The sequence below is a fragment of the Oceanimonas sp. CAM02 genome, assembly GCF_032842915.1.
Classification (GTDB): domain Bacteria; phylum Pseudomonadota; class Gammaproteobacteria; order Enterobacterales; family Aeromonadaceae; genus Oceanimonas; species Oceanimonas smirnovii.
The window spans coordinates 1-18,733 of sequence record NZ_JAWJBK010000020.1; the positions used below are offsets into that span (position 1 = coordinate 1).

An 18,733-nucleotide genomic window follows, 5' to 3' on the forward strand; every position below is an offset into this window, starting at 1 on the left:
TGCCTGGCGGCCATAGCGTTGTGGAACCACCTGACTCCATGCCGAACTCAGCAGTGAAACGCAACCGCGCCGATGATAGTGTGGCAGCTGCCATGTGAAAGTAGGTCACTGCCAGGCACCCAATAAGAAAAAGCCCTTCACTGATGTGAAGGGATTTTTTCGTTTCTGCTTATTTTCCACCAAGTTTGACTCAGTTCACATTTTTTACTCTAATACCGGCTCGTTTTTCGAACATATAAAGGAAAAATCATGCCGATTCTTAATATTGCCCTGATCGAAGGTCGCAGCAATGAGCAGAAGGAAGCCCTGATCAAGGAAGTGACTGATGCCTGTGTACGCGCTCTGGATGTAAAGCCGGAAACCGTACGTATTCTGCTGCAGGATATCGCCACTCAGGACTTTGGTGTGGCTGGTGAGTCCGTTCGGGCCAAGCGGGAACGTCAAGCCTGAGCCATTCGGCCATAGGTTTTTGATTTCGGCCGGCGTAAACTGATGTGATGTTACTTTACGCCGGTTGATCATGAAAACCCTGTTATTTGTGGCTTTTGGCGGTGCTGTGGGTGCCGCACTGCGCTTTGTTATTACCGAGCTGATGAGTCGCTGGCTTGGTCGTTCTTTTCCGTTTGGAACTCTCACCGTTAATCTGACAGGCTCTTTGCTGATAGGCATCTTTTTTATACTGGTGCAGCAGCAGGCGCTTAATGTTCACACCTGGCGTCCCTTTATGATGGTAGGCATGCTGGGTGCGCTGACCACCTTTTCTTCTTTTTCTCTTGATACGCTTCTGCTATTTGAGCACGGACAATGGTTTAAGGCCGGTCTGAATGTGTGCCTCAATGTGGTTTGCTGTATGATATTTACCTTTGTAGGAATGCAGATCACTCAAAGCCTGCTGGCTTCCCGTTAGTCCGGCCGGTGCATTTGCAGTACACTGGCTTACTTCGATTTTTACAGGTGTCTTGAGAATGTCAGAACAGCACAAGTCGACGACCCATTTCGGTTACCAGACCGTAAATGCCGATGAAAAAGAGCAGATGGTGGCCAGCGTATTCCACTCGGTGGCAGCCAAATATGATGTGATGAACGATTTGATGTCTTTTGGCATTCACCGCCTGTGGAAGCGCTTTACTATTGATTGCTCCGGCGTACGCCCGGGCCACAAGGTGCTGGATCTGGCTGGTGGCACTGGTGATCTGACCGCCAAGTTCTCCCGCATGGTAGGTGATCAGGGTCAGGTGGTACTGGCCGATATTAATGACTCCATGCTTAAGGTGGGCCGCGACAAGCTGCGCAACAAAGGCCTGGGCAGCAATATTGCCTATGTGCAGGCCAACGCCGAGGCGTTGCCTTTTCCGGATAATCACTTTGACCTGATCACTATCGCTTTTGGCCTGCGCAATGTCACCAACAAGGATAAAGCGCTGGCGTCCATGCAGCGAGTGCTCAAGCCCGGCGGCCGGCTGCTGGTACTGGAGTTCTCCAAGCCTCAGCATGAGATCATGAGCAAGTTGTACGACTTCTACTCCTTTAATGTGTTGCCAAAAATGGGTGCACTGGTGGCTCAGGACAGCGAAAGCTATCAATACCTGGCCGAGTCGATTCGTATGCATCCGGATCAGGAAACCCTCAAGCACATGATGGAAGAGGCCGGCCTGGAGCAGGTGGAGTATTTTAATCTCACCGACGGCGTAGTGGCGCTGCATCGCGGGTTCAAGTTCTGATGAAGGCTTTGCTGTTACCGCTATTGAACGGCACTCTGGAAACGGCTATTAACCGGATGCTGCAAAGCTCCGGCAGTGCACAAAAGCTGAAATCTTTGCATGGTAAAGCATTGCAGCTTACGGTGACCGAGCTGACCAGCTTTTACCTGTTGTTTACCGGAGATCGCCTGGAGTTGCTGGGCAAGTATGAAGGCCCGGTCGACAGCCACCTCAGTCTCTCTCTCAGCGCGCTTGGTCTGCTAAAAGACAGAGGGCTGTTGATGCAGTACATACGCGATGGTCATATCGATCTGCAGGGGGATCCGCAACCCTGGCAGGATTTGAGTAGTGTACTGCGGGATAACCCTGTTGATATCGAAGAAATGCTGGTGCCCTATACCGGTGATGTACTGGCGCACCTGATTTGTCGCCATGGCCGTGAGACCAGACTGGCTTTACAAAAGCGCGTTATCGAAGCCCGGCTGCATCTTGGTGACTTTGTACGGGAAGAAGCCCGGCTGGCGGTGGGGCCGCTGGAGCTGGCCGACTTTGGTGATGAAGTGGACGAGTTAAGCAAACGATTGAACCGCCTGCAGGGACGCCTGGCGACACTGACCGACAAGGTGACCCATTCATGAGAAAACTGCGGGAGCTGCGCCGTCTCTACCAGATTGGCCGTACTCTGTTTGACTACGGCCTGGATGAGCTGATTCCGGTCCGGCTGCAGATCTGGCCGGCTCGTATGGCTCGCAAAAGCCTGTTCTGGCTCAAGAACAAGCATCCGGACTTATCCCGGGGTAAACGTATTCGTCTCGCGCTGGAAAGTCTGGGGCCGGTGTTTATCAAGTTTGGCCAGATGCTTTCCACGCGGCGTGATCTGCTGCCGCCGGACATTGCTGAAGAGCTGGCCATGCTGCAAGACAGGGTCCCGCCCTTTGATGGCAAACTGGCCCGCCAGCAGATTGAACACAGCCTGCGTCAGCCCATTGAAACTTTGTTTGATGACTTTGATGAAAAGCCCCTGGCATCGGCTTCCATTGCCCAGGTGCATACCGCCCGGCTGAAAAGCGGTCAGGATATCGTGATCAAGGTGATTCGTCCGGGCATTGAGCGCACGATAGAGGCTGATGTCAGCCTGATGCATTCCATGGCCAGCTTAATCGCGCGGCTGGTGCCCGAGCGCAGCAGCCGGCTGCGGCCGGTAGAAGTAGTAGAGGAATACCGCAAAACCCTGCTTGATGAGCTTAACCTGCTGCGTGAAGGGGCCAACGCCATTCAGTTGCGCCGTAACTTTGAAGGCTCCCGTACTCTCTATGTGCCCGAGATCTACTCCAGTTACTGTCATGAAAATGTACTGGTGATGGAACGTATCTATGGTATACCGGTATCCGATATTGCAGCCCTGGAAGCTAACGGCACCAATATGCAGCTGCTGGCGGAGCGAGGCGTTGAGGTGTTCTTCACCCAGGTATTCCGGGACAGCTTTTTTCATGCCGATATGCACCCTGGCAATATTTTCGTGTCTTATGAGCACCCGCAAGACCCGCAGTGGATTGGTATTGACTGCGGCATTGTCGGCACCCTGAACCGGGACGACAAACGCTATCTGGCAGAGAACTTTCTGGCCTTTTTCAACCGTGACTACCGTAAGGTAGCCGAGCTGCATGTGGAGTCGGGCTGGGTGCCTGCCGACACCAAGGTGGAAGAATTCGAGTCGGCCATTCGTACTGTGCTCGAGCCCATTTTTGAAAAGCCCCTGTCAGAGATCTCTTTTGGCCATGTGCTGCTGAATCTGTTTAACACCGCCCGCCGCTTTAATATGGCGGTGCAGCCCCAGCTGGTGCTGCTGCAGAAAACCCTGCTCTATGTAGAAGGAGTCGGGCGGCAGCTTTATCCGCAGCTGGATCTGTGGAAAACCGCCAAACCGTTTCTGGAAGACTGGATGCAGAAGCAGGTGGGTTACAAAGCGGTGATCAATGGGGTTAAGGAAAATGCACCTTACTGGGCGGAAAAACTGCCGGAAATTCCGGAACTGGTTTATGACGCTTTGCGGCAGGCCAAGTTTCAGCAGCGGCAGATGAACGGCCTGTATGAGCGCTACGCTACTCATGATAAACGTCAGGGGCAGGGCCGTTTTTTGCTGGCCATGGGTGCCTCCACCCTGCTGGCCAGTACCCTGTTGCTGGGCATGGATGAAAGCCGGCTGGCTCTGTCTGGCATGGTGCTGACTTTGGTTGTATGGTGGCTGGGATGGCGGCGAATAGCACGATAGTTTGATCCGGTATCAAATATTCGTCATATACCTGCAATATAATGGCCTTTTATCATTATCTGTTTGCAAAGGAAACGTGAGTTATGGGTGGAATCAGTATCTGGCAACTGCTTATCGTGGTACTTATTGTGGTACTGCTGTTTGGAACCAAAAAGTTGCGTGGCATGGGAAGTGACCTGGGCTCGGCAGTAAAGGGCTTTAAGAAAGCCATGAGCGACGAAGATCAGGATAAGAAAGACGCCGACTTCGAGCAGCAGAAGCTGGCCGACAAGAAAGAGCAGGCGGAGCCACAGAACGAGCAGGACAAAGCCAAAGATAAAGATCGGGTATAAGTCATGTTCGATATCGGTTTTTGGGAACTGGTGGTGATTTCCGTGATCGGGTTGTTGGTGCTGGGACCCGAGCGCCTGCCTGTTGCTATTCGCACCGTGTCCCGCATGTTTAAAACAGTACGGGATACCGCCAATGCGGTGAAAACCGAGCTGTCCCAGGAGCTGAAAATGGAAGAGCTGCACCGGGATCTGAAAAAAGCCGAGCAGCTCGGCATGAAGGATCTCAGCCCCGAGCTGCAGCAGTCCATCGACCAACTTAAGGACGCCGCCGCTTCCGTTAACCGGCCTTATGAAAAACGGCCCGAGCAAAGCGCGGATGAGTCCGTTAACACAGAGCCCCGGAAACCATCTGAATGACTGAATCACAGCAGCCTCTGATCAGCCACCTGGTGGAGCTGAGGACACGCCTGTTGCGTGCCCTTGCCTCCGTGCTGGTGGTGTTTCTGGGGCTGGTTTATTTTGCCAACGATATCTACAGCCTGCTGGCTACGCCATTACTCAAGCAACTGCCGGAAGGGGCGGGCATGATAGCCACCGGAGTGGCCACGCCGTTTTTAACCCCTCTTAAACTGACGTTGATAGTGTCATTTTTTGCGGCCATTCCCATTGTGCTTTATCAGGTCTGGGCTTTTATTGCGCCGGGCCTGTACAAGCATGAAAAACGGCTGATAGCCCCTTTGGTGTTTTCCAGTGCTCTGCTGTTTTATGCCGGTGCGGCCTTTGCCTACTTTGTGGTGTTTCCGCTGGCCTTTGGTTTTTTCACCAGTATGGCACCGGAAGGGGTTACCATTGCCACCGATATTGCCAGTTATCTGGATTTCGTGCTGGGGCTGTTTATTGCTTTTGGCATCGCCTTTGAAATTCCTATTGCCACCATACTGCTGTGCTGGACCGGCGTCACCACGCCTAAGGATCTGGCCGCCAAGCGACCCTATGTGGTGGTGATCGTCTTTATCGTCGGCATGCTGCTTACGCCGCCCGATGTGATCTCCCAGACCCTGCTGGCCATTCCCATGTGGCTGCTGTTTGAGATTGGTGTTTTCTTCGGGCGCTTCTATGTGCGTAAGCAAGAAGACGATGAGCAGGAAACTACGCCGTGATTGATATTGGCGTTAATCTCACCAGCTCTCAGTTCGATAAAGACAGAGAGGCGGTGTTGGCGCGGGCTCATGCTGCCGGCGTTACCGGCCTTATTCTGACCGGTACCAGCCTGACAGAAAGCCGGGCGGTGGCAGAGCTTGCTGCAGAGCGGCCCGGCTTTTGCTATGCCACCGCCGGGGTGCACCCCCATGATGCCAAAACCTTTGACGATACCACTCTGAATGAGTTGCGTGAGCTGGCGACACAACCCCAGGTGGTAGCCGTGGGGGAGTGTGGTCTCGATTTTAACCGGGATTTTTCACCCCGGCCCCGGCAGGAGGCGGCCTTTGAGGCTCAGCTGGCCCTGGCCGCCGAGCTGCAATTGCCGGTGTTTATGCACTGCCGGGATGCCCATGAGCGGTTTATGGCCATTCTCTCACCATGGCGGGATCGCCTGCCGGCGGCAGTATTGCACTGCTTTACCGGCACTGAGGATGAGCTGAACGACTGCCTGGCACTGGACCTGCATATCGGCATTACCGGCTGGATCTGTGATGAGCGCCGGGGCAGAGAGCTGCAGCGGCTGGTATCACTGATCCCGCCTGAGCGGCTGATGATGGAAACTGACAGCCCTTATCTTATTCCCCGGGACTTGTCCCCCAGGCCGGCCTCCCGTCGCAACGAACCCGCTTATCTGCCCCATATTGCCGGGCGTATTGCCGCCTGCCGGGGTGAACATACCGCTGAGCTGATTGCGGCAACCACCGCGACCAGCAGGCGCTTTTTTCAACTTCAGGAGTGAACATGACCAAACAAGTGATGGGTGGCTTTCCGGGCCGCCGCCTGCGCCGCCTGCGCAAGCATGATTTCAGCCGTCGCCTGGTGCGCGAGCACACCCTGACCGTGGATGATTTAATCTATCCGGTATTTGTGCTGCCCGGCATTCAGCGCCGTGAGGCGGTAGAGTCCATGCCCGGAGTGGAGCGTATGTCCATTGACCTGCTGCTGAAGGAAGCCGAAGAGCTGGTGGCACTTGGTATTCCGCTGCTGGCCCTGTTCCCGGTGGTGAATGCTGCCGAGAAAACCCTGCTGGCAGAAGAAGCATACAACCCCAACGGTCTGGTGCAGGAAGCGGTGCGGGAGCTGAAAGCCGCCTTTCCTGAACTGGGCATCATGACCGACGTGGCCCTGGACCCTTACACTGTGCACGGTCAGGACGGCATTCTCGATGAAGACGGCTATGTGCTGAACGACGTGACCACCGAAGTGCTGGTGAAGCAGGCGCTCAGTCATGCTGCCGCGGGTGCCGATATGGTAGCCCCGTCCGACATGATGGACGGCCGCATTGGTGCCATTCGTGAAGCGCTGGAAGCAAACGGGTTTATCAATACCCAAATCATGGCCTACTCGGCCAAGTACGCGTCCAACTATTATGGCCCTTTCCGCGATGCCGTCGGCTCTGCCGGTAACCTCAAGGGCGGCAACAAGGCCACTTACCAGATGGATCCGGCCAATACCGATGAAGCCCTGCAGGAAGTGGCCTACGACATTGAAGAAGGGGCCGACATGGTGATGGTCAAGCCGGGTATGCCCTATCTGGACGTGGTACGCCGGGTCAAGGAGCAGTTTGGTGTGCCTACCTTTGCCTATCAGGTCAGTGGCGAATACGCCATGCACATGGCGGCCATTCAGAATGGCTGGCTCAAGGAGCAGGAAACCATTATGGAATCACTGCTGTGCTTCAAGCGTGCCGGTGCCGATGGCATTCTTACCTATTTTGCCAAGCGCGTGGCCCAGTGGCTGAAAGAAGATAAATAAAAAAGCGCCGAAAGGCGCTTTTTTATGCTTCCACTATATGCAGCGGCCAGCCCATGGCCGCTTGTCGCTCAGCTTCTGTGTTCAGCTCACTGGCCCGCAGATGGTGACCTTTACACCAGCCGGCAGGTAAGGTGAGTGTCAGTTGGTTACCTTGTTGCCTTAACTGAAAGGCCGGCACCGTGCCCTGAGTACGGCGCAAACACAGAATAATGGCCAGGCGCAGCAAACGAGCCAGCAGTATGGCTCTGTCAGCCTTGATGGCGCACTGAGACGTCAGTGCCTCAGGGTAGAACTCATCTCTGTGATTCAGCAGCAGCGCCGCCAGCAGGCTTTTCTGGGGAGCAGTAAAGCCCGGCAGATCAATATGACGAATAATATAGGCAGCATGCTCCGGGGCACGCTTGTACTCAATACACAGGCCCAGCTCATACAGCATGGCGGCCCGTGCCAGCATGCAATGTTCGTCACTGCTGGCGGCGGGTTGCAATTGTTTCAGTGTCATAAGGGCGGTGTTGCGTACTCGTTCGCCCTGCTCCCGGTCCAGCTGATAGCGAGCAATCAGACTGTCCAGGGTTCTGTCCTGGGCGTCACAGTCCTGCCGGGTGCCCAGCATACTGTAGATAAGCCCTTCCCGCAGGGCACCGCCCGCCAGCACCATGTGTTCAATGCCAAGCGTGTCGAACAGAGCAATTAAAATGGCCAGACCCGAGGCAAATACTGGTGCGCGCTCGGGTTTGAGCCCGTGCAGTTGCAGCTGTTCTACCTTGCCGCAGGCGATGGCCTGCTCTTTCAGCCGGTACAGCTTGGTCAGGGTAATGTGTTCGTTTTCCCCCTGAGCCATCATGATTTCCTGAATGGCCTGTACCGTGCCGGAGGCACCAAAGGCATGCTGCCAGCCCAGCTTGAGATAGCTGGCCGCCACCGACGACAGCTCACGCTGGGCTGCCTGAATAGCCTGTTGAAAGTTGTCGTGAGTCAGCTCATTGTCCGGAAAGTAACGCGTCAGCCAGGTTACACAACCCATATTCAGGCTGTTCAGCAACCCCGCAGAGGTCCCCTCACCAATAATCAGCTCAGTACTGGCTCCGCCAATATCGATAACCAGACGGCGGCCGGTGCCGGAAGACGTCCAGGCCACGCCCTGATAAATGGTAGCGGCTTCTTCCTCGCCGGAAATAATCTGTACTGGGTGGCCGAGAATAGCCTCAGCCTGCTCAAGAAAAACCCCAATATTGGTGGCCAGCCGTAATGTGGCGGTGCCCACAATGCGCACCTGACCGACGGGCACATCCTGCAGTTGTTCGGCAAACAGTTTCAGACAGTCCCAGCCTCGCTCCATGGCAGCGTTATCCAGGCTGCCATCCGCCTGTAATCCCGCAGCCAGCCGTACTTTGCGTTTGACCTTGGCCAGCGTACGGCTGGCTCCTGCCACCTGTTGCACCACCAGCATGTGAAAACTGTTGGAGCCCAGGTCAATGGCGGCATACAGAGACGGGTTCTTCACGCTGGCTCAGCCCCGGTTACCCTGCGGCCGGCGACGGCGGTTGCCGCCGGGGCGGCGCTGATTACCACCCTGGCGATCCCGTACATTACGGTTCATGCCAGCTCTGTGATGGTGAATACGTTTGGGTGGTGTTACATCGTCCAGCAGGGCAGCACTGTCATATTTACTGACCGGAATTTCATGCTCAATGTAAGCCTCTACCGCTGGCAGGTTGAACACATATTCTTCACAGGCAAAGCTGATGGAGCAGCCGCTGGCCCCGGCCCGGCCGGTACGGCCAATGCGATGCACATAGTCTTCGGCGTCGTCGGGCAGATCGTAGTTGAACACATGGCTCACATCGGGAATGTGCAGACCGCGGGCGGCCACGTCGGTGGCCACCAGAATATCGAGGGCACCACCGGTAAAGTCTTCCAGAATTTTCAGGCGCTTTTTCTGGGGTACGTCACCGGTGAGCAGTCCTACACGGTGGCCATCAGCGTCGAGCCAGGCGAATACTTCCTCACAGCTGTGCTTGGTGTTGGCAAAAACAATGGCTTTATCGGGCCATTCTTCTTCCATCAGCGTCAGCAACAGCCGCATTTTTTCTTCCTGTGCCGGATAGAACAGTTCTTCCTTGATGCGTACGCCGGTTTTTTGCTCCGGCTCCACCTGTACATGTTCAGGATCGTTCATGTGCTCATAGGCCAGCTCCTGTACTCTGTGCGACAGAGTGGCGGAAAACAGCATATTCTGGCGCTGAGTAGCCGGCGGCATGCGGCGGAATAAAAAGCGAATGTCCTTGATAAAGCCCAGATCGAACATGCGATCCGCTTCATCCAGCACCACCACCTGAATGGCGTCCAGGCTAATCACTTTCTGCTTGAAGAAGTCGATAATGCGGCCTGTGGTACCGATCAGAATGTCCACCCCTTCATTCAGCACCTGAGTCTGCTTTTCATAGCCATCGCCGCCATAGGCCAGCCCCAGTCTCAGACCGGTGTGCTCACTCAGGGTGTCGGCATCGTTATGGATCTGCACCGCCAGCTCCCGGGTCGGAGCCATGATGATGGCGCGGGGCTGATTGGTTTGACGGTTGGCCGGAGCGGGAGTGGTCAGCAGATGATTAAAAGTGGCGGCAAGAAAGGCAATGGTTTTGCCGGTGCCGGTCTGGGCCTGACCGGCGATGTCTTTGCCGGTAAGCAGGGGCGGTAACGACAGCGCCTGAATGGGCGTGCAGTTATGAAAACCTTTGGTTTCCAGTCCGGCCAGCACTTGTGGCTGCAGGCCCAGCTGGGTGAATTTGGTTTCAGTAAGGTGTGTCTTGCTCATAGCATTCAGATTATCAGGTTAGGCTTGCAATAATAAACAGGATCATTTGAAATAGGCCAACTAAATTGCCCTTTTGTTGTGTGTTTTTGAAGGGTAAAACTGACTGGAGTTGGATATGAGTGACAAAATTGTTCAGCTGACCGATGCCAGCTTCGATGCAGACGTCATCAAGGCTGAAGGCCCGGTGCTGGTAGATTTCTGGGCTGAGTGGTGTGGTCCGTGCAAAATGATCGCCCCCATTCTGGAAGAGGTGGCCGGTGAGTATGAAGGCAAGGTAACCGTTGCCAAGCTGAATATTGATCAGAATGCAGAAACCGCTCCCAAATACGGTATTCGTGGCATTCCCACCCTGCTGTTGTTCAAGAACGGCGAAGTGGCAGCCACCAAAGTCGGTGCCCTGTCCAAGACTCAGCTGAAAGAGTTTCTGGACGCCAACCTGTAATCTCAGCAAGGGGTGCGCAAGGCACCCCTTGTGGTTTTTGCTAGACGCATTTCCTTTTTGGTGCTAGTTTATTGTTCGTTTGCTAGCCTATTTTGTGCCTTTAAGGCTCTTCTTAATTAATTCATCAATCCGGCAGATTATTTCTGACCATTTGACATTCCTGGTTGATAGACACTCACCACTATGAATCTGACTGAACTCAAGAATACCCCTGTATCTGAGCTGATAAAGCTTGGGGAAACCATGGGCCTGGAAAACCTCGCCCGCTTGCGCAAGCAAGACATCATCTTTGCTATCCTCAAAGCCCATGCCAAAAGTGGTGAAGATATCTTCGGTAATGGCGTGCTCGAAATTCTGCAGGACGGCTTTGGCTTTCTGCGCAGCGCCGACTCTTCCTATCTGGCCGGCCCAGATGACATTTATGTGTCTCCCAGCCAGATCCGCCGGTTTAACCTGCGTACCGGTGACACCATAGATGGCAAGATCCGGCCTCCAAAAGATGGCGAACGTTACTTCGCTCTGCTCAAGATAAGCCAGGTCAATTTCGACAAGCCCGAAAACTCCCGCAACAAGATCCTGTTTGAAAACCTCACTCCCCTGCATGCCAATGAGCGCATGAAAATGGAGCGGGGCAATGGCTCTACCGAAGACATTACCGCCCGGGTGCTGGATCTGGCTTCTCCTATCGGCAAGGGCCAGCGTGGTCTGATTGTGGCACCGCCCAAAGCCGGTAAGACCATGCTGCTGCAGAACATTGCCCAGAGCATCACCTATAACCACCCCGAGTGTGTGCTGATCGTGCTGCTTATCGACGAGCGTCCTGAAGAAGTGACCGAGATGCAGCGCATGGTCAAGGGTGAAGTGATTGCTTCTACCTTTGACGAACCGGCGGCCCGTCACGTACAGGTGGCCGACATGGTCATCGAGAAGGCCAAGCGCCTGGTTGAGCACAAGAAAGACGTGGTCATTCTGCTCGACTCCATTACCCGTTTGGCCCGTGCCTACAACACTGTGGTGCCCAGCTCTGGCAAGGTGCTGACCGGTGGCGTAGACGCCAATGCCCTGCACCGTCCCAAGCGTTTCTTTGGTGCGGCCCGGAATGTAGAAGAGGGTGGCAGCCTGACCATCATCGCCACGGCTCTGGTAGATACCGGCTCCAAAATGGATGACGTTATCTATGAGGAGTTCAAAGGCACCGGTAACATGGAACTGCACCTGTCCCGCAAGATCGCCGAGAAGCGCGTCTATCCGGCCATCGACATCACTCGCTCCGGCACCCGTCGCGAAGAGCTGCTCACTACCAGTGACGAGCTACAGAAGATGTGGATCCTGCGCAAAATCGTGCACCCCATGGGTGAGATTGACGGCATTGAGTTCCTCATCGACAAGCTGGCCATGACCAAGACCAACGACGAATTCTTTGACGCCATGAAACGTCAGCAGAAGTAATCGTTGCTCAGCATAAAAAAACCGCGGCTTGCCGCGGTTTTTTGTTGTAATACAAGCAGCTGCAAAGCGAAGCAGGTATAATCCGGTCACCTGAACGCTGTGTAATATTGTCAGCTGAATTCGTGCCACTGGAATCAGCAGCAGGGTTGCGCTGCGCCGACACGCTGCTAGCCCATCCCTGGGGCGCTCGGCACATGCCATCCCTGGCATGTGACGGTCGGCTCCGGCAATCCCTGCTACTGCTTCCTGTTACCATCGGAGCTGCTTGTAGCTGGCAGCACCGGGATGAGACAGGAGGTCAGGGGGCGTCTGTGTCGACGCACCCTCTGCGCCATGGAAGGCGCAGCGGAGCCCCCATGGATGGGTTCACGGCGTGTCGGCAACACAGTGGCCACTGGCCGACGAAGCTGCACGGCATCACCGACGGTTGCAGCCTTTGAGCAGGCATCAGCCTTAAAGCCACTCGATACACTCGGAACAACCTATGAAATACAAGGATTTACGAGATTTTATCGCGCAACTCGAAGCCCGGGGGGAGCTGAAGCGCATTCATCAGGAAATTGACCCCTACCTGGAAATGACCGAAATTTGCGATCGCACCCTGAAGGCGGGCGGTCCGGCGCTGCTGTTTGAAAATCCCAAAGGCTTTGATATGCCGGTGCTGGGTAACCTGTTCGGCACGCCCAAGCGGGTGGCCATGGGCATGGGCCAGCCCGATGTGGGCGCGCTGCGGGAAGTGGGTCGCTGGCTCTCCTATCTGAAAGAGCCTGAGCCGCCCAAGGGCCTGAAAGAGCTGATGGAAAAGCTGCCCATCTTCAAACAGGTGCTGAACATGCCGGTCAAGCGGCTGAAAAAGGCCCCTTGTCAGGAAGTCATTCAGGAAGGGGAACAGGTCGATCTCACTCGCATTCCGGTACAGCACTGCTGGCCTGGTGACGCAGCGCCCTTGATCACCTGGGGCCTGACCATTACTCGCGGACCTTATAAAAAGCGCCAGAATTTGGGCATCTACCGTCAGCAGGTGCTGGGCAAAAACAAGGTGATTATGCGCTGGCTCAGCCATCGTGGCGGCGCCCTCGACTTTCGTGAATGGCAGGAAGCCAACCCCGGCAAACCCTATCCGGTGGCAGTGGCCCTGGGTGCCGATCCGGCTACTATTCTCGGTGCCGTAACCCCGGTGCCCGACACCCTGTCGGAATATGCCTTTGCCGGCCTGCTCAGAGGCAGTCGTACTGAAGTGGTCAAATGCATCGGCTCGGATCTGGAAGTGCCGGCCAGTGCTGAAATTGTGCTGGAAGGCTATATCTATCCTGATGACATGGCCCCGGAAGGCCCTTATGGTGACCACACCGGTTACTATAACGAGGTGGATGAATTTCCGGTGTTTACCGTGGAGCGGATTACGCGCCGCCGCGATGCCATTTATCACTCCACCTATACCGGCCGGCCGCCCGATGAACCCGCGGTGCTGGGGGTGGCACTGAACGAAGTGTTTGTGCCCATATTACAAAAGCAGTTTCCGGAGATTGAAGATTTCTATCTGCCACCGGAAGGCTGCTCCTACCGCATGGCGGTGGTGACCATGAAAAAGCGCTACCCCGGCCATGCCAAACGTGTCATGCTGGGCGTTTGGTCGTTTTTACGGCAATTCATGTATACCAAATTCGTTATTGTGTGCGACGACGATATCAATGCCAGAGACTGGAACGATGTGATCTGGGCCATTACGACCCGAATGGACCCGGCGCGGGATACCACATTGATTGAGCACACGCCCATCGACTATCTGGACTTCGCCTCACCGGTTTCCGGCCTGGGCTCCAAAATGGGTCTGGATGCCACCAACAAGTGGCCCGGAGAAACCAACCGCGAATGGGGCGAAACCATAGTGATGACGGATGAGGTTAAACAACGGGTCGATGCGCTGTGGGATCAACTTGGTATCCTGAGCACGAGTGCAGAACAGAATGAGAACAAAGGATAGTCATGCAAAAAATTAGCTGTAAAGTCGAAGCCATTCACGAAATGGCCGACACCCTCTGGTATGTGCGGCTGAAGCCGGAGCAGGTAGTGGATTTCAATGCCGGCCAGTATTTGCTGGTAGTGATGGCAGACGACGACAAACGCCCCTTTTCCATTGCCAACAAGCCACAGGAAAACGGTGAGGTCGAACTGCACATTGGTGCCTCACCCGACAACACCTATGCCCTGCAGGTGCTCAGACGCATGCAGGAGCAGGGCCATATTGAGGTACAGCTGGCAGCGGGCAAGGCCTATTTGCGTGAATCCCGTCATCCGGTGATCCTGATGGCCGGTGGCACCGGCTTTGCCTATACCCGCTCCATTTTGCAGCAAATGCTGGCCGACGGTCTGCATAAGCCGGTATTTATCTACTGGGGCGTGCGCCATCAAGAGCATTTATACGCCCATGAAGAACTGACAGCCTGGGCTGCCGAGCATAAAGAGCTGACCTATGTGCCTGTGGTGCAGAATGGCGGCGAGCAGTGGCAGGGACGCAGCGGTCTGGTGCATGAAGTCATTATGGATGATTTCCCCAGCCTGACCGGTTACGACATTTATGTGGCCGGCCGCTTTGAAATGGCAGGCGTGGCGCGGGAAGCCTTCAAGGAAAAAGGCGTGGATGCTGAACGCCTGTTTGGCGATGCTTACGAGTTTATTTAAACAGCTCGTCGAGTAAAGGAGCAGCGTCCTTTAGCTAAAAATAATGCCGGGCTTGCCCGGCATTATGCTTTTCAGCGGCAACTATTCCTGCTCATTGCGGCCATCGGCCAGCTGCTGTTCCAGCAGGGCCAGGCGGGCTTCCAGTTCGTTCAGTTTTTCCCGGGTGCGCAGCAGTACCTTGGTCTGCACATCAAACTCTTCCCGTGTTACCACATCCAGTTTGCCCAGCTGAGACTGCAGCACGGTGCGAATGCGTTTTTCTGCTTCCTCACCCATGTTCTTCAGGCCGGCGGGCATATTGCTTTGGATCTGTTTGGCGATCTCTTCCAGTTTTTTCGGGTCCAGCATGGTCGCTCTCCTTAAAATATTGCTGCTATTGTAACCCAATACTGCTACTCATGGGGATTCGGGATTGGCCTGCTGCAGCGCAATTTGACGAAAGGCACGAATAAGCGGATCTTCCAGCCGTTTCTTAAGCAGACAGACGCCCACCTCAAAGGGTTTCAGATCCGGTGTCACCGCCAGCCGCTGAATTTTATCGGCCATGGGGCTGTGGCGAATGACCGCTGTGGGCACCAGCGCCACGCCACAGCCCAGCGCCACCATGCCGACGATGGCCTCGTTGCCGGCCACTTCGGCATACACATTCGGGCTGATGCCCTTATTACGAAACCATTGATTGGTGCGCTTTCGGGCCACACCCTGCTCCGGAAGAATCACCGGAATCTTGCCCCAGTCGGCGGGACTTTGCTGCAGCAGCTCGTTGGCCAGGCAGGGAATGCGCGGCGCAATAAACACCAGCGGCACCGTTTGCAGCCGAATAAACTCCAGCTTGGCGGGCAGCGCATCGGGGCGGGCGGCAATGGCCAGATCCGTTTCCTCATTCAGTACCTTGTCGATGGCCAGCGCCGGGTCACCGGTTTCCAGCCGCAGCTCCAGTTGCGGATAGCGGGTACGAAAGCGGGCCAGAATGTCGGGTAACAAAAAGTAACTGGCGGTTACTGAGCAAAACAGCCGCAGCCGGCCCTGCAGAGGGCTGTCGTTATGCTTGAGCCGGTCGCGCATCTGATCCCAGTCGCCCAGCCAGCTTTCGGCAAACTGCTGCAGCTGCAGCCCGGCCGGCGTCAGTGCCACGCTGCGGTTGTCCCGCAGCAGCAGCTCGCAGCCCACTTCCTGCTCCAGCCGCTGAATGGCCCGGCTCAGGGTAGACGGGCTCACTGCCATGGCATCGGCAGTGCGGCCAAAATGCAGGCTCTGGCTGAGGTGAACAAATAATTCAAGATTGCGTAAGTCCATTTTGTTGCACCAAATGAAATACTCTGTTTCGAATATATCATTTCCGGCAACGAATGGCCTGGGGTATAGTGCTGGGGTCGTCACCGAAAACGGTGCAAGCATTCAAAAATAACGGATTAATTGGAGCAAAAGGTCATGGCTACTAACTATTTCAACACCCTGAACCTGCGTCAGCAGCTCGAGCAGCTGGGCAAGTGTCGCTTTATGAACCGCGAAGAATTTGCCGACGGTTGTAACTACCTGAAAGGCAAAAAGGTGGTTATCGTTGGTTGTGGTGCTCAGGGTCTGAACCAGGGTCTGAACATGCGCGATTCCGGTCTGGACGTGGCCTACGCCCTGCGTGCTGAAGCCATTGCCGAGAAGCGCAAGTCTTTCGTGCAGGCCACCGAGAACGGCTTCAGGGTAGGCACCTATGAAGAATTGATCCCGACCGCTGATCTGGTGATGAACCTGACTCCGGACAAGCAGCATACCTCTGCCGTTAACGCCGTTATGCCGCTGATGAAAGACGGTGCGGCCCTGGGTTACTCCCACGGTTTCAACATTGTTGAAGAAGGCATGCAGATCCGTAAAGACATCACAGTGGTGATGGTGGCGCCCAAGTGCCCCGGCACTGAAGTGCGTGAAGAATACAAGCGTGGCTTTGGTGTGCCGACCCTGATCGCCGTTCACCCGGAAAACGACCCCAAGGGTGAAGGGCTGGCCATCGCCAAGGCCTGGGCCTCTGCCACCGGCGGCGACCGTGCCGGCGTGCTGGAATCTTCCTTCGTAGCCGAAGTGAAATCCGACCTCATGGGTGAGCAGACCATACTGTGCGGTATGCTGCAGGCCGGTGCCATCGTGTGCCACGAGAAGATGGTGGCCGACGGTATCGACGCTGGCTACGCCGGCAAGCTGATCCAGTTTGGCTGGGAAACCATCACCGAAGCCCTGAAGCAGGGCGGCATCACCAACATGATGGATCGCCTGTCCAACCCGGCCAAGATCAAGGCTTTCGACCTGGCCGAAGAGCTGAAACAGCTGATGCGTCCGCTGTTCAACAAGCACATGGATGACATCATTGAAGGCAACTTCTCTGCCGGCATGATGGCTGACTGGGCCAAGGACGACCACGATCTGCTGACCTGGCGTGAAGAAACTGCTGAAACCAGCTTTGAGCAGTACCCGGCGACCGACGTGGTGATTGGAGAGCAGGAATACTTCGATAACGGTATTCTGCTGGTAGCCATGGTGAAAGCTGGCGTTGAGCTGGCATTTGAAGCCATGACCGCGTCCGGCATCATCGACGAGTCTGCTTACTATGAGTCGCTGCACGAACTGCCGCTGATCGCCAACACCGTTGCCCGTAAGCGTCTGTACGAGATGAACGTGGTTATCTCCGACACCGCCGAATACGGTAACTACCTGTTCGCCAACGCTGCCGTACCGCTGCTGCGCGAGAAGTTCATGCCCAAGGTAGGCACCGATGTGATTGGCAAGACCATCACCGTTGAGTCCAACTCCGTTGACAACCGTCGCCTGATTGATGTGAACGAAGCGATTCGCAACCACCCGGTAGAAATTATCGGCAAGACCCTGCGTTCTTATATGACCGATATGAAAAACATCGCCGTTGGCGGTTAAACAAACAAAACAATAAACAGAGCTGTAAACAGGGAGACTTCGGTCTCCCTTTTTTGTTTGGTGAGCAGGGATTTGGGAATGGGGACTGGGGAGCAGATGGTTGGTAGCTGCCGCTTTAGCCGGCAGGGCCTGCCTGTGCAACAGGCCTGAATACACTGTTGTCAGCCATCCCTGCCACAGTCGAACAAATTGACTACTTCCCGACACGCTTCAAGCTCATCCATGAGACGCTCGGCAAATGCCATCCATGGCATTTGATCGGTCGTGAAGCAGTTCACTTTGTCCTCCTTTTCGACCTTCGAGCTGCCTTTGATATAATATCCAGCTGAATTCTGCGGGAGTGAATAATGAGTTTTGACGAGCGTTTCGGGGGCATTGCCCGCCTGTATGGTACTCGGGCCCTGGCCCGGTTTGCCGAGGCCCATGTATGTGTAATTGGCATTGGCGGTGTGGGCAGCTGGGCGGCGGAAGCCCTGGCGCGTTCCGGCATTGGCTCTATTACCCTGATCGACATGGACGATATCTGCATTACCAACACCAACCGGCAGATCCACGCCCTCAGCAATCAGATTGGCGCAGAAAAGACTCAGGCCATGGCTGAACGCATTGCCCTGATCAACCCGGACTGCAAAGTAACTGTGGTGGATGATTTTATCAGTGCCGACAACCTCAGTGAGCATCTGCTGGCGGGGTTTGATTATGTGGTGGATGCCATCGACTCGGTGCGTGCCAAGGCGGCACTCATCGCTTTTTGCAAGCGCAACAAGATCCCGGTGATCACCGCCGGCGGTGCCGGTGGCCAGATAGATCCTTCCCAGATCCAGTTAAAGGATCTCAGCAAGACCATTCAGGATCCACTGGCGGCCAAGGTGCGTGGCGAGCTGCGCCGCTTCTACAACTTCAGCAAGAACCCCAAGCGCAAGTTTGGTGTGGATTGTGTGTTTTCCACCGAGCAGCCCCGTTACCCGGACGGCGAGGGCGGCATCTGCAGCGCCAAGCAGGAATCGGACGGCACCATGAAAATGGACTGCGCCTCCGGTTTTGGCGCCGTCACCCACATCACTGCCACCTTCGGCTTCTTTATGGTCAGCCGGGTGCTTTCGCGGCTTGCTACGCAAGCAGCTGTAAGCGATCAGCTATAAGCTGTAAGTCGCTCATCAGCTGGCTATGGCTTCTGAGCCGTGCTTGTTTACCCTATGCAGTATATCACTCCGGCGAAGGCCG

The 18,733-nt window shown here is 55.3% G+C and carries 20 protein-coding genes and 1 rRNA gene; 17 read left to right on the forward strand and 4 right to left on the reverse strand.

Going from position 1 to position 18,733, the window contains the following annotated elements; all coding sequences use genetic code 11:
* Positions 1-2: 2 nt before the first annotated feature.
* The 11 genes from rrf (at position 3) to hemB (ending at position 7,202) form a co-directional block, all read left to right on the forward strand.
* Positions 3-117 (forward strand): 5S ribosomal RNA (gene rrf, locus R0I78_RS05750).
* A 132-nt stretch (positions 118-249) separates the two neighbouring features.
* Complete coding sequence (locus R0I78_RS05755) at positions 250-450, forward strand: tautomerase family protein (protein WP_019935205.1); 201 nt, start codon at positions 250-252, stop codon at positions 448-450.
* 70 nt (positions 451-520) lie between these two features.
* Complete coding sequence (gene crcB / locus R0I78_RS05760) at positions 521-907, forward strand: fluoride efflux transporter CrcB (protein ID WP_019935204.1); 387 nt, start codon at positions 521-523, stop codon at positions 905-907.
* Between the two features lie 58 nt (positions 908-965).
* Entirely contained in the window at positions 966-1,721 is a 756-nt protein-coding gene (gene ubiE / locus R0I78_RS05765) for a bifunctional demethylmenaquinone methyltransferase/2-methoxy-6-polyprenyl-1,4-benzoquinol methylase UbiE (RefSeq protein ID WP_019935203.1), read from the forward strand.
* Positions 1,721-2,338, forward strand: coding sequence for an SCP2 domain-containing protein (locus R0I78_RS05770; RefSeq protein WP_317074637.1), 618 nt, complete (start codon positions 1,721-1,723; stop codon positions 2,336-2,338). Before ubiE ends, R0I78_RS05770 begins: the two co-directional genes overlap by 1 nt.
* Positions 2,335-3,972: a ubiquinone biosynthesis regulatory protein kinase UbiB gene (gene ubiB / locus R0I78_RS05775; RefSeq protein WP_317074638.1), complete on the forward strand. Its 1,638-nt coding sequence runs from the start codon at positions 2,335-2,337 to the stop codon at positions 3,970-3,972. The genes R0I78_RS05770 and ubiB overlap by 4 nt, the downstream gene beginning before the upstream one ends.
* Before the next feature lie 83 nt (positions 3,973-4,055).
* Positions 4,056-4,304 carry a Sec-independent protein translocase subunit TatA gene (tatA, locus tag R0I78_RS05780; protein ID WP_019935200.1) on the forward strand — a complete coding sequence of 83 codons (249 nt, stop codon included), beginning with the start codon at positions 4,056-4,058 and terminating at the stop codon, positions 4,302-4,304.
* A 3-nt stretch (positions 4,305-4,307) separates the two neighbouring features.
* Entirely contained in the window at positions 4,308-4,661 is a 354-nt protein-coding gene (gene tatB / locus R0I78_RS05785; RefSeq protein ID WP_317074639.1) for a Sec-independent protein translocase protein TatB, read from the forward strand.
* Positions 4,658-5,404, forward strand: coding sequence for a twin-arginine translocase subunit TatC (gene tatC, locus R0I78_RS05790; protein ID WP_019935198.1), 747 nt, complete (start codon positions 4,658-4,660; stop codon positions 5,402-5,404). Before tatB ends, tatC begins: the two co-directional genes overlap by 4 nt.
* Positions 5,401-6,186, forward strand: coding sequence for a 3'-5' ssDNA/RNA exonuclease TatD (tatD, locus tag R0I78_RS05795; protein ID WP_317074640.1), 786 nt, complete (start codon positions 5,401-5,403; stop codon positions 6,184-6,186). The genes tatC and tatD overlap by 4 nt, the downstream gene beginning before the upstream one ends.
* 2 nt (positions 6,187-6,188) lie before the next feature.
* Complete coding sequence (hemB, locus tag R0I78_RS05800; RefSeq protein WP_019935196.1) at positions 6,189-7,202, forward strand: porphobilinogen synthase; 1,014 nt, start codon at positions 6,189-6,191, stop codon at positions 7,200-7,202.
* Between the two features lie 22 nt (positions 7,203-7,224).
* Here the strand turns inward: hemB and gppA are convergent, their stop codons facing one another.
* Positions 7,225-8,706, reverse strand: a complete 1,482-nt coding sequence (gene gppA, locus R0I78_RS05805) for a guanosine-5'-triphosphate,3'-diphosphate diphosphatase (protein WP_317074641.1) — start codon at positions 8,704-8,706, stop codon at positions 7,225-7,227.
* Positions 8,707-8,712: 6 nt separating this feature from the next.
* Positions 8,713-10,017: an ATP-dependent RNA helicase RhlB gene (rhlB, locus tag R0I78_RS05810; RefSeq protein ID WP_019935194.1), complete on the reverse strand. Its 1,305-nt coding sequence runs from the start codon at positions 10,015-10,017 to the stop codon at positions 8,713-8,715.
* A gap of 115 nt (positions 10,018-10,132) precedes the next feature.
* Between rhlB and trxA the strand changes: the two genes are divergently transcribed.
* The 4 genes from trxA to fre all read left to right on the forward strand — a co-directional run bounded on the left by trxA (position 10,133) and on the right by fre (position 14,590).
* Positions 10,133-10,459, forward strand: a complete 327-nt coding sequence (gene trxA / locus R0I78_RS05815) for a thioredoxin TrxA (RefSeq protein ID WP_317074642.1) — start codon at positions 10,133-10,135, stop codon at positions 10,457-10,459.
* Positions 10,460-10,642: 183 nt separating this feature from the next.
* Positions 10,643-11,908: a transcription termination factor Rho gene (gene rho / locus R0I78_RS05820; RefSeq protein ID WP_019935193.1), complete on the forward strand. Its 1,266-nt coding sequence runs from the start codon at positions 10,643-10,645 to the stop codon at positions 11,906-11,908.
* Positions 11,909-12,392: 484 nt separating this feature from the next.
* A complete protein-coding gene (gene ubiD / locus R0I78_RS05825) occupies positions 12,393-13,892 on the forward strand; it encodes a 4-hydroxy-3-polyprenylbenzoate decarboxylase (RefSeq protein WP_019935192.1) in 1,500 nt (499 codons plus the stop codon).
* A gap of 2 nt (positions 13,893-13,894) precedes the next feature.
* Positions 13,895-14,590: an NAD(P)H-flavin reductase gene (fre, locus tag R0I78_RS05830; RefSeq protein WP_019935191.1), complete on the forward strand. Its 696-nt coding sequence runs from the start codon at positions 13,895-13,897 to the stop codon at positions 14,588-14,590.
* Between the two features lie 81 nt (positions 14,591-14,671).
* On the opposite strand, the gene ubiK is transcribed toward fre, so the two are convergent.
* Both ubiK and ilvY read right to left on the reverse strand, forming a co-directional pair.
* Complete coding sequence (gene ubiK, locus R0I78_RS05835; protein WP_317074643.1) at positions 14,672-14,938, reverse strand: ubiquinone biosynthesis accessory factor UbiK; 267 nt, start codon at positions 14,936-14,938, stop codon at positions 14,672-14,674.
* A 48-nt stretch (positions 14,939-14,986) separates the two neighbouring features.
* Positions 14,987-15,886, reverse strand: a complete 900-nt coding sequence (ilvY, locus tag R0I78_RS05840) for an HTH-type transcriptional activator IlvY (protein WP_317074644.1) — start codon at positions 15,884-15,886, stop codon at positions 14,987-14,989.
* Positions 15,887-16,021: 135 nt separating this feature from the next.
* Between ilvY and ilvC the strand changes: the two genes are divergently transcribed.
* Both ilvC and tcdA read left to right on the forward strand, forming a co-directional pair.
* Positions 16,022-17,509: a ketol-acid reductoisomerase gene (gene ilvC / locus R0I78_RS05845; protein ID WP_317074645.1), complete on the forward strand. Its 1,488-nt coding sequence runs from the start codon at positions 16,022-16,024 to the stop codon at positions 17,507-17,509.
* 347 nt (positions 17,510-17,856) lie between these two features.
* Positions 17,857-18,651 carry a tRNA cyclic N6-threonylcarbamoyladenosine(37) synthase TcdA gene (gene tcdA, locus R0I78_RS05850; protein ID WP_317074646.1) on the forward strand — a complete coding sequence of 265 codons (795 nt, stop codon included), beginning with the start codon at positions 17,857-17,859 and terminating at the stop codon, positions 18,649-18,651.
* Positions 18,652-18,733: the final 82 nt, after the last annotated feature.

What these genes read in the sequence shown, in the direction of transcription:
- ubiD (WP_019935192.1), top strand. Translation starts at nt 12,393, where the DNA reads ATGAAATACAAGGATTTACGAGATTTTATCGCGCAACTCGAAGCCCGG.
- fre (WP_019935191.1), top strand. Translation starts at nt 13,895, where the DNA reads ATGCAAAAAATTAGCTGTAAAGTCGAAGCCATTCACGAAATGGCCGAC.
- tatC (WP_019935198.1), top strand. Translation starts at nt 4,658, where the DNA reads ATGACTGAATCACAGCAGCCTCTGATCAGCCACCTGGTGGAGCTGAGG.
- trxA (WP_317074642.1), top strand. Translation starts at nt 10,133, where the DNA reads ATGAGTGACAAAATTGTTCAGCTGACCGATGCCAGCTTCGATGCAGAC.
- hemB (WP_019935196.1), top strand. Translation starts at nt 6,189, where the DNA reads ATGACCAAACAAGTGATGGGTGGCTTTCCGGGCCGCCGCCTGCGCCGC.
- ubiE (WP_019935203.1), top strand. Translation starts at nt 966, where the DNA reads ATGTCAGAACAGCACAAGTCGACGACCCATTTCGGTTACCAGACCGTA.
- R0I78_RS05770 (WP_317074637.1), top strand. Translation starts at nt 1,721, where the DNA reads ATGAAGGCTTTGCTGTTACCGCTATTGAACGGCACTCTGGAAACGGCT.
- tatA (WP_019935200.1), top strand. Translation starts at nt 4,056, where the DNA reads ATGGGTGGAATCAGTATCTGGCAACTGCTTATCGTGGTACTTATTGTG.
- crcB (WP_019935204.1), top strand. Translation starts at nt 521, where the DNA reads ATGAAAACCCTGTTATTTGTGGCTTTTGGCGGTGCTGTGGGTGCCGCA.
- ubiK (WP_317074643.1), bottom strand. Translation starts at nt 14,938, where the DNA reads ATGCTGGACCCGAAAAAACTGGAAGAGATCGCCAAACAGATCCAAAGC.
- ubiB (WP_317074638.1), top strand. Translation starts at nt 2,335, where the DNA reads ATGAGAAAACTGCGGGAGCTGCGCCGTCTCTACCAGATTGGCCGTACT.
- ilvC (WP_317074645.1), top strand. Translation starts at nt 16,022, where the DNA reads ATGGCTACTAACTATTTCAACACCCTGAACCTGCGTCAGCAGCTCGAG.
- ilvY (WP_317074644.1), bottom strand. Translation starts at nt 15,886, where the DNA reads ATGGACTTACGCAATCTTGAATTATTTGTTCACCTCAGCCAGAGCCTG.
- rhlB (WP_019935194.1), bottom strand. Translation starts at nt 10,017, where the DNA reads ATGAGCAAGACACACCTTACTGAAACCAAATTCACCCAGCTGGGCCTG.
- tcdA (WP_317074646.1), top strand. Translation starts at nt 17,857, where the DNA reads ATGAGTTTTGACGAGCGTTTCGGGGGCATTGCCCGCCTGTATGGTACT.
- rho (WP_019935193.1), top strand. Translation starts at nt 10,643, where the DNA reads ATGAATCTGACTGAACTCAAGAATACCCCTGTATCTGAGCTGATAAAG.
- R0I78_RS05755 (WP_019935205.1), top strand. Translation starts at nt 250, where the DNA reads ATGCCGATTCTTAATATTGCCCTGATCGAAGGTCGCAGCAATGAGCAG.
- tatB (WP_317074639.1), top strand. Translation starts at nt 4,308, where the DNA reads ATGTTCGATATCGGTTTTTGGGAACTGGTGGTGATTTCCGTGATCGGG.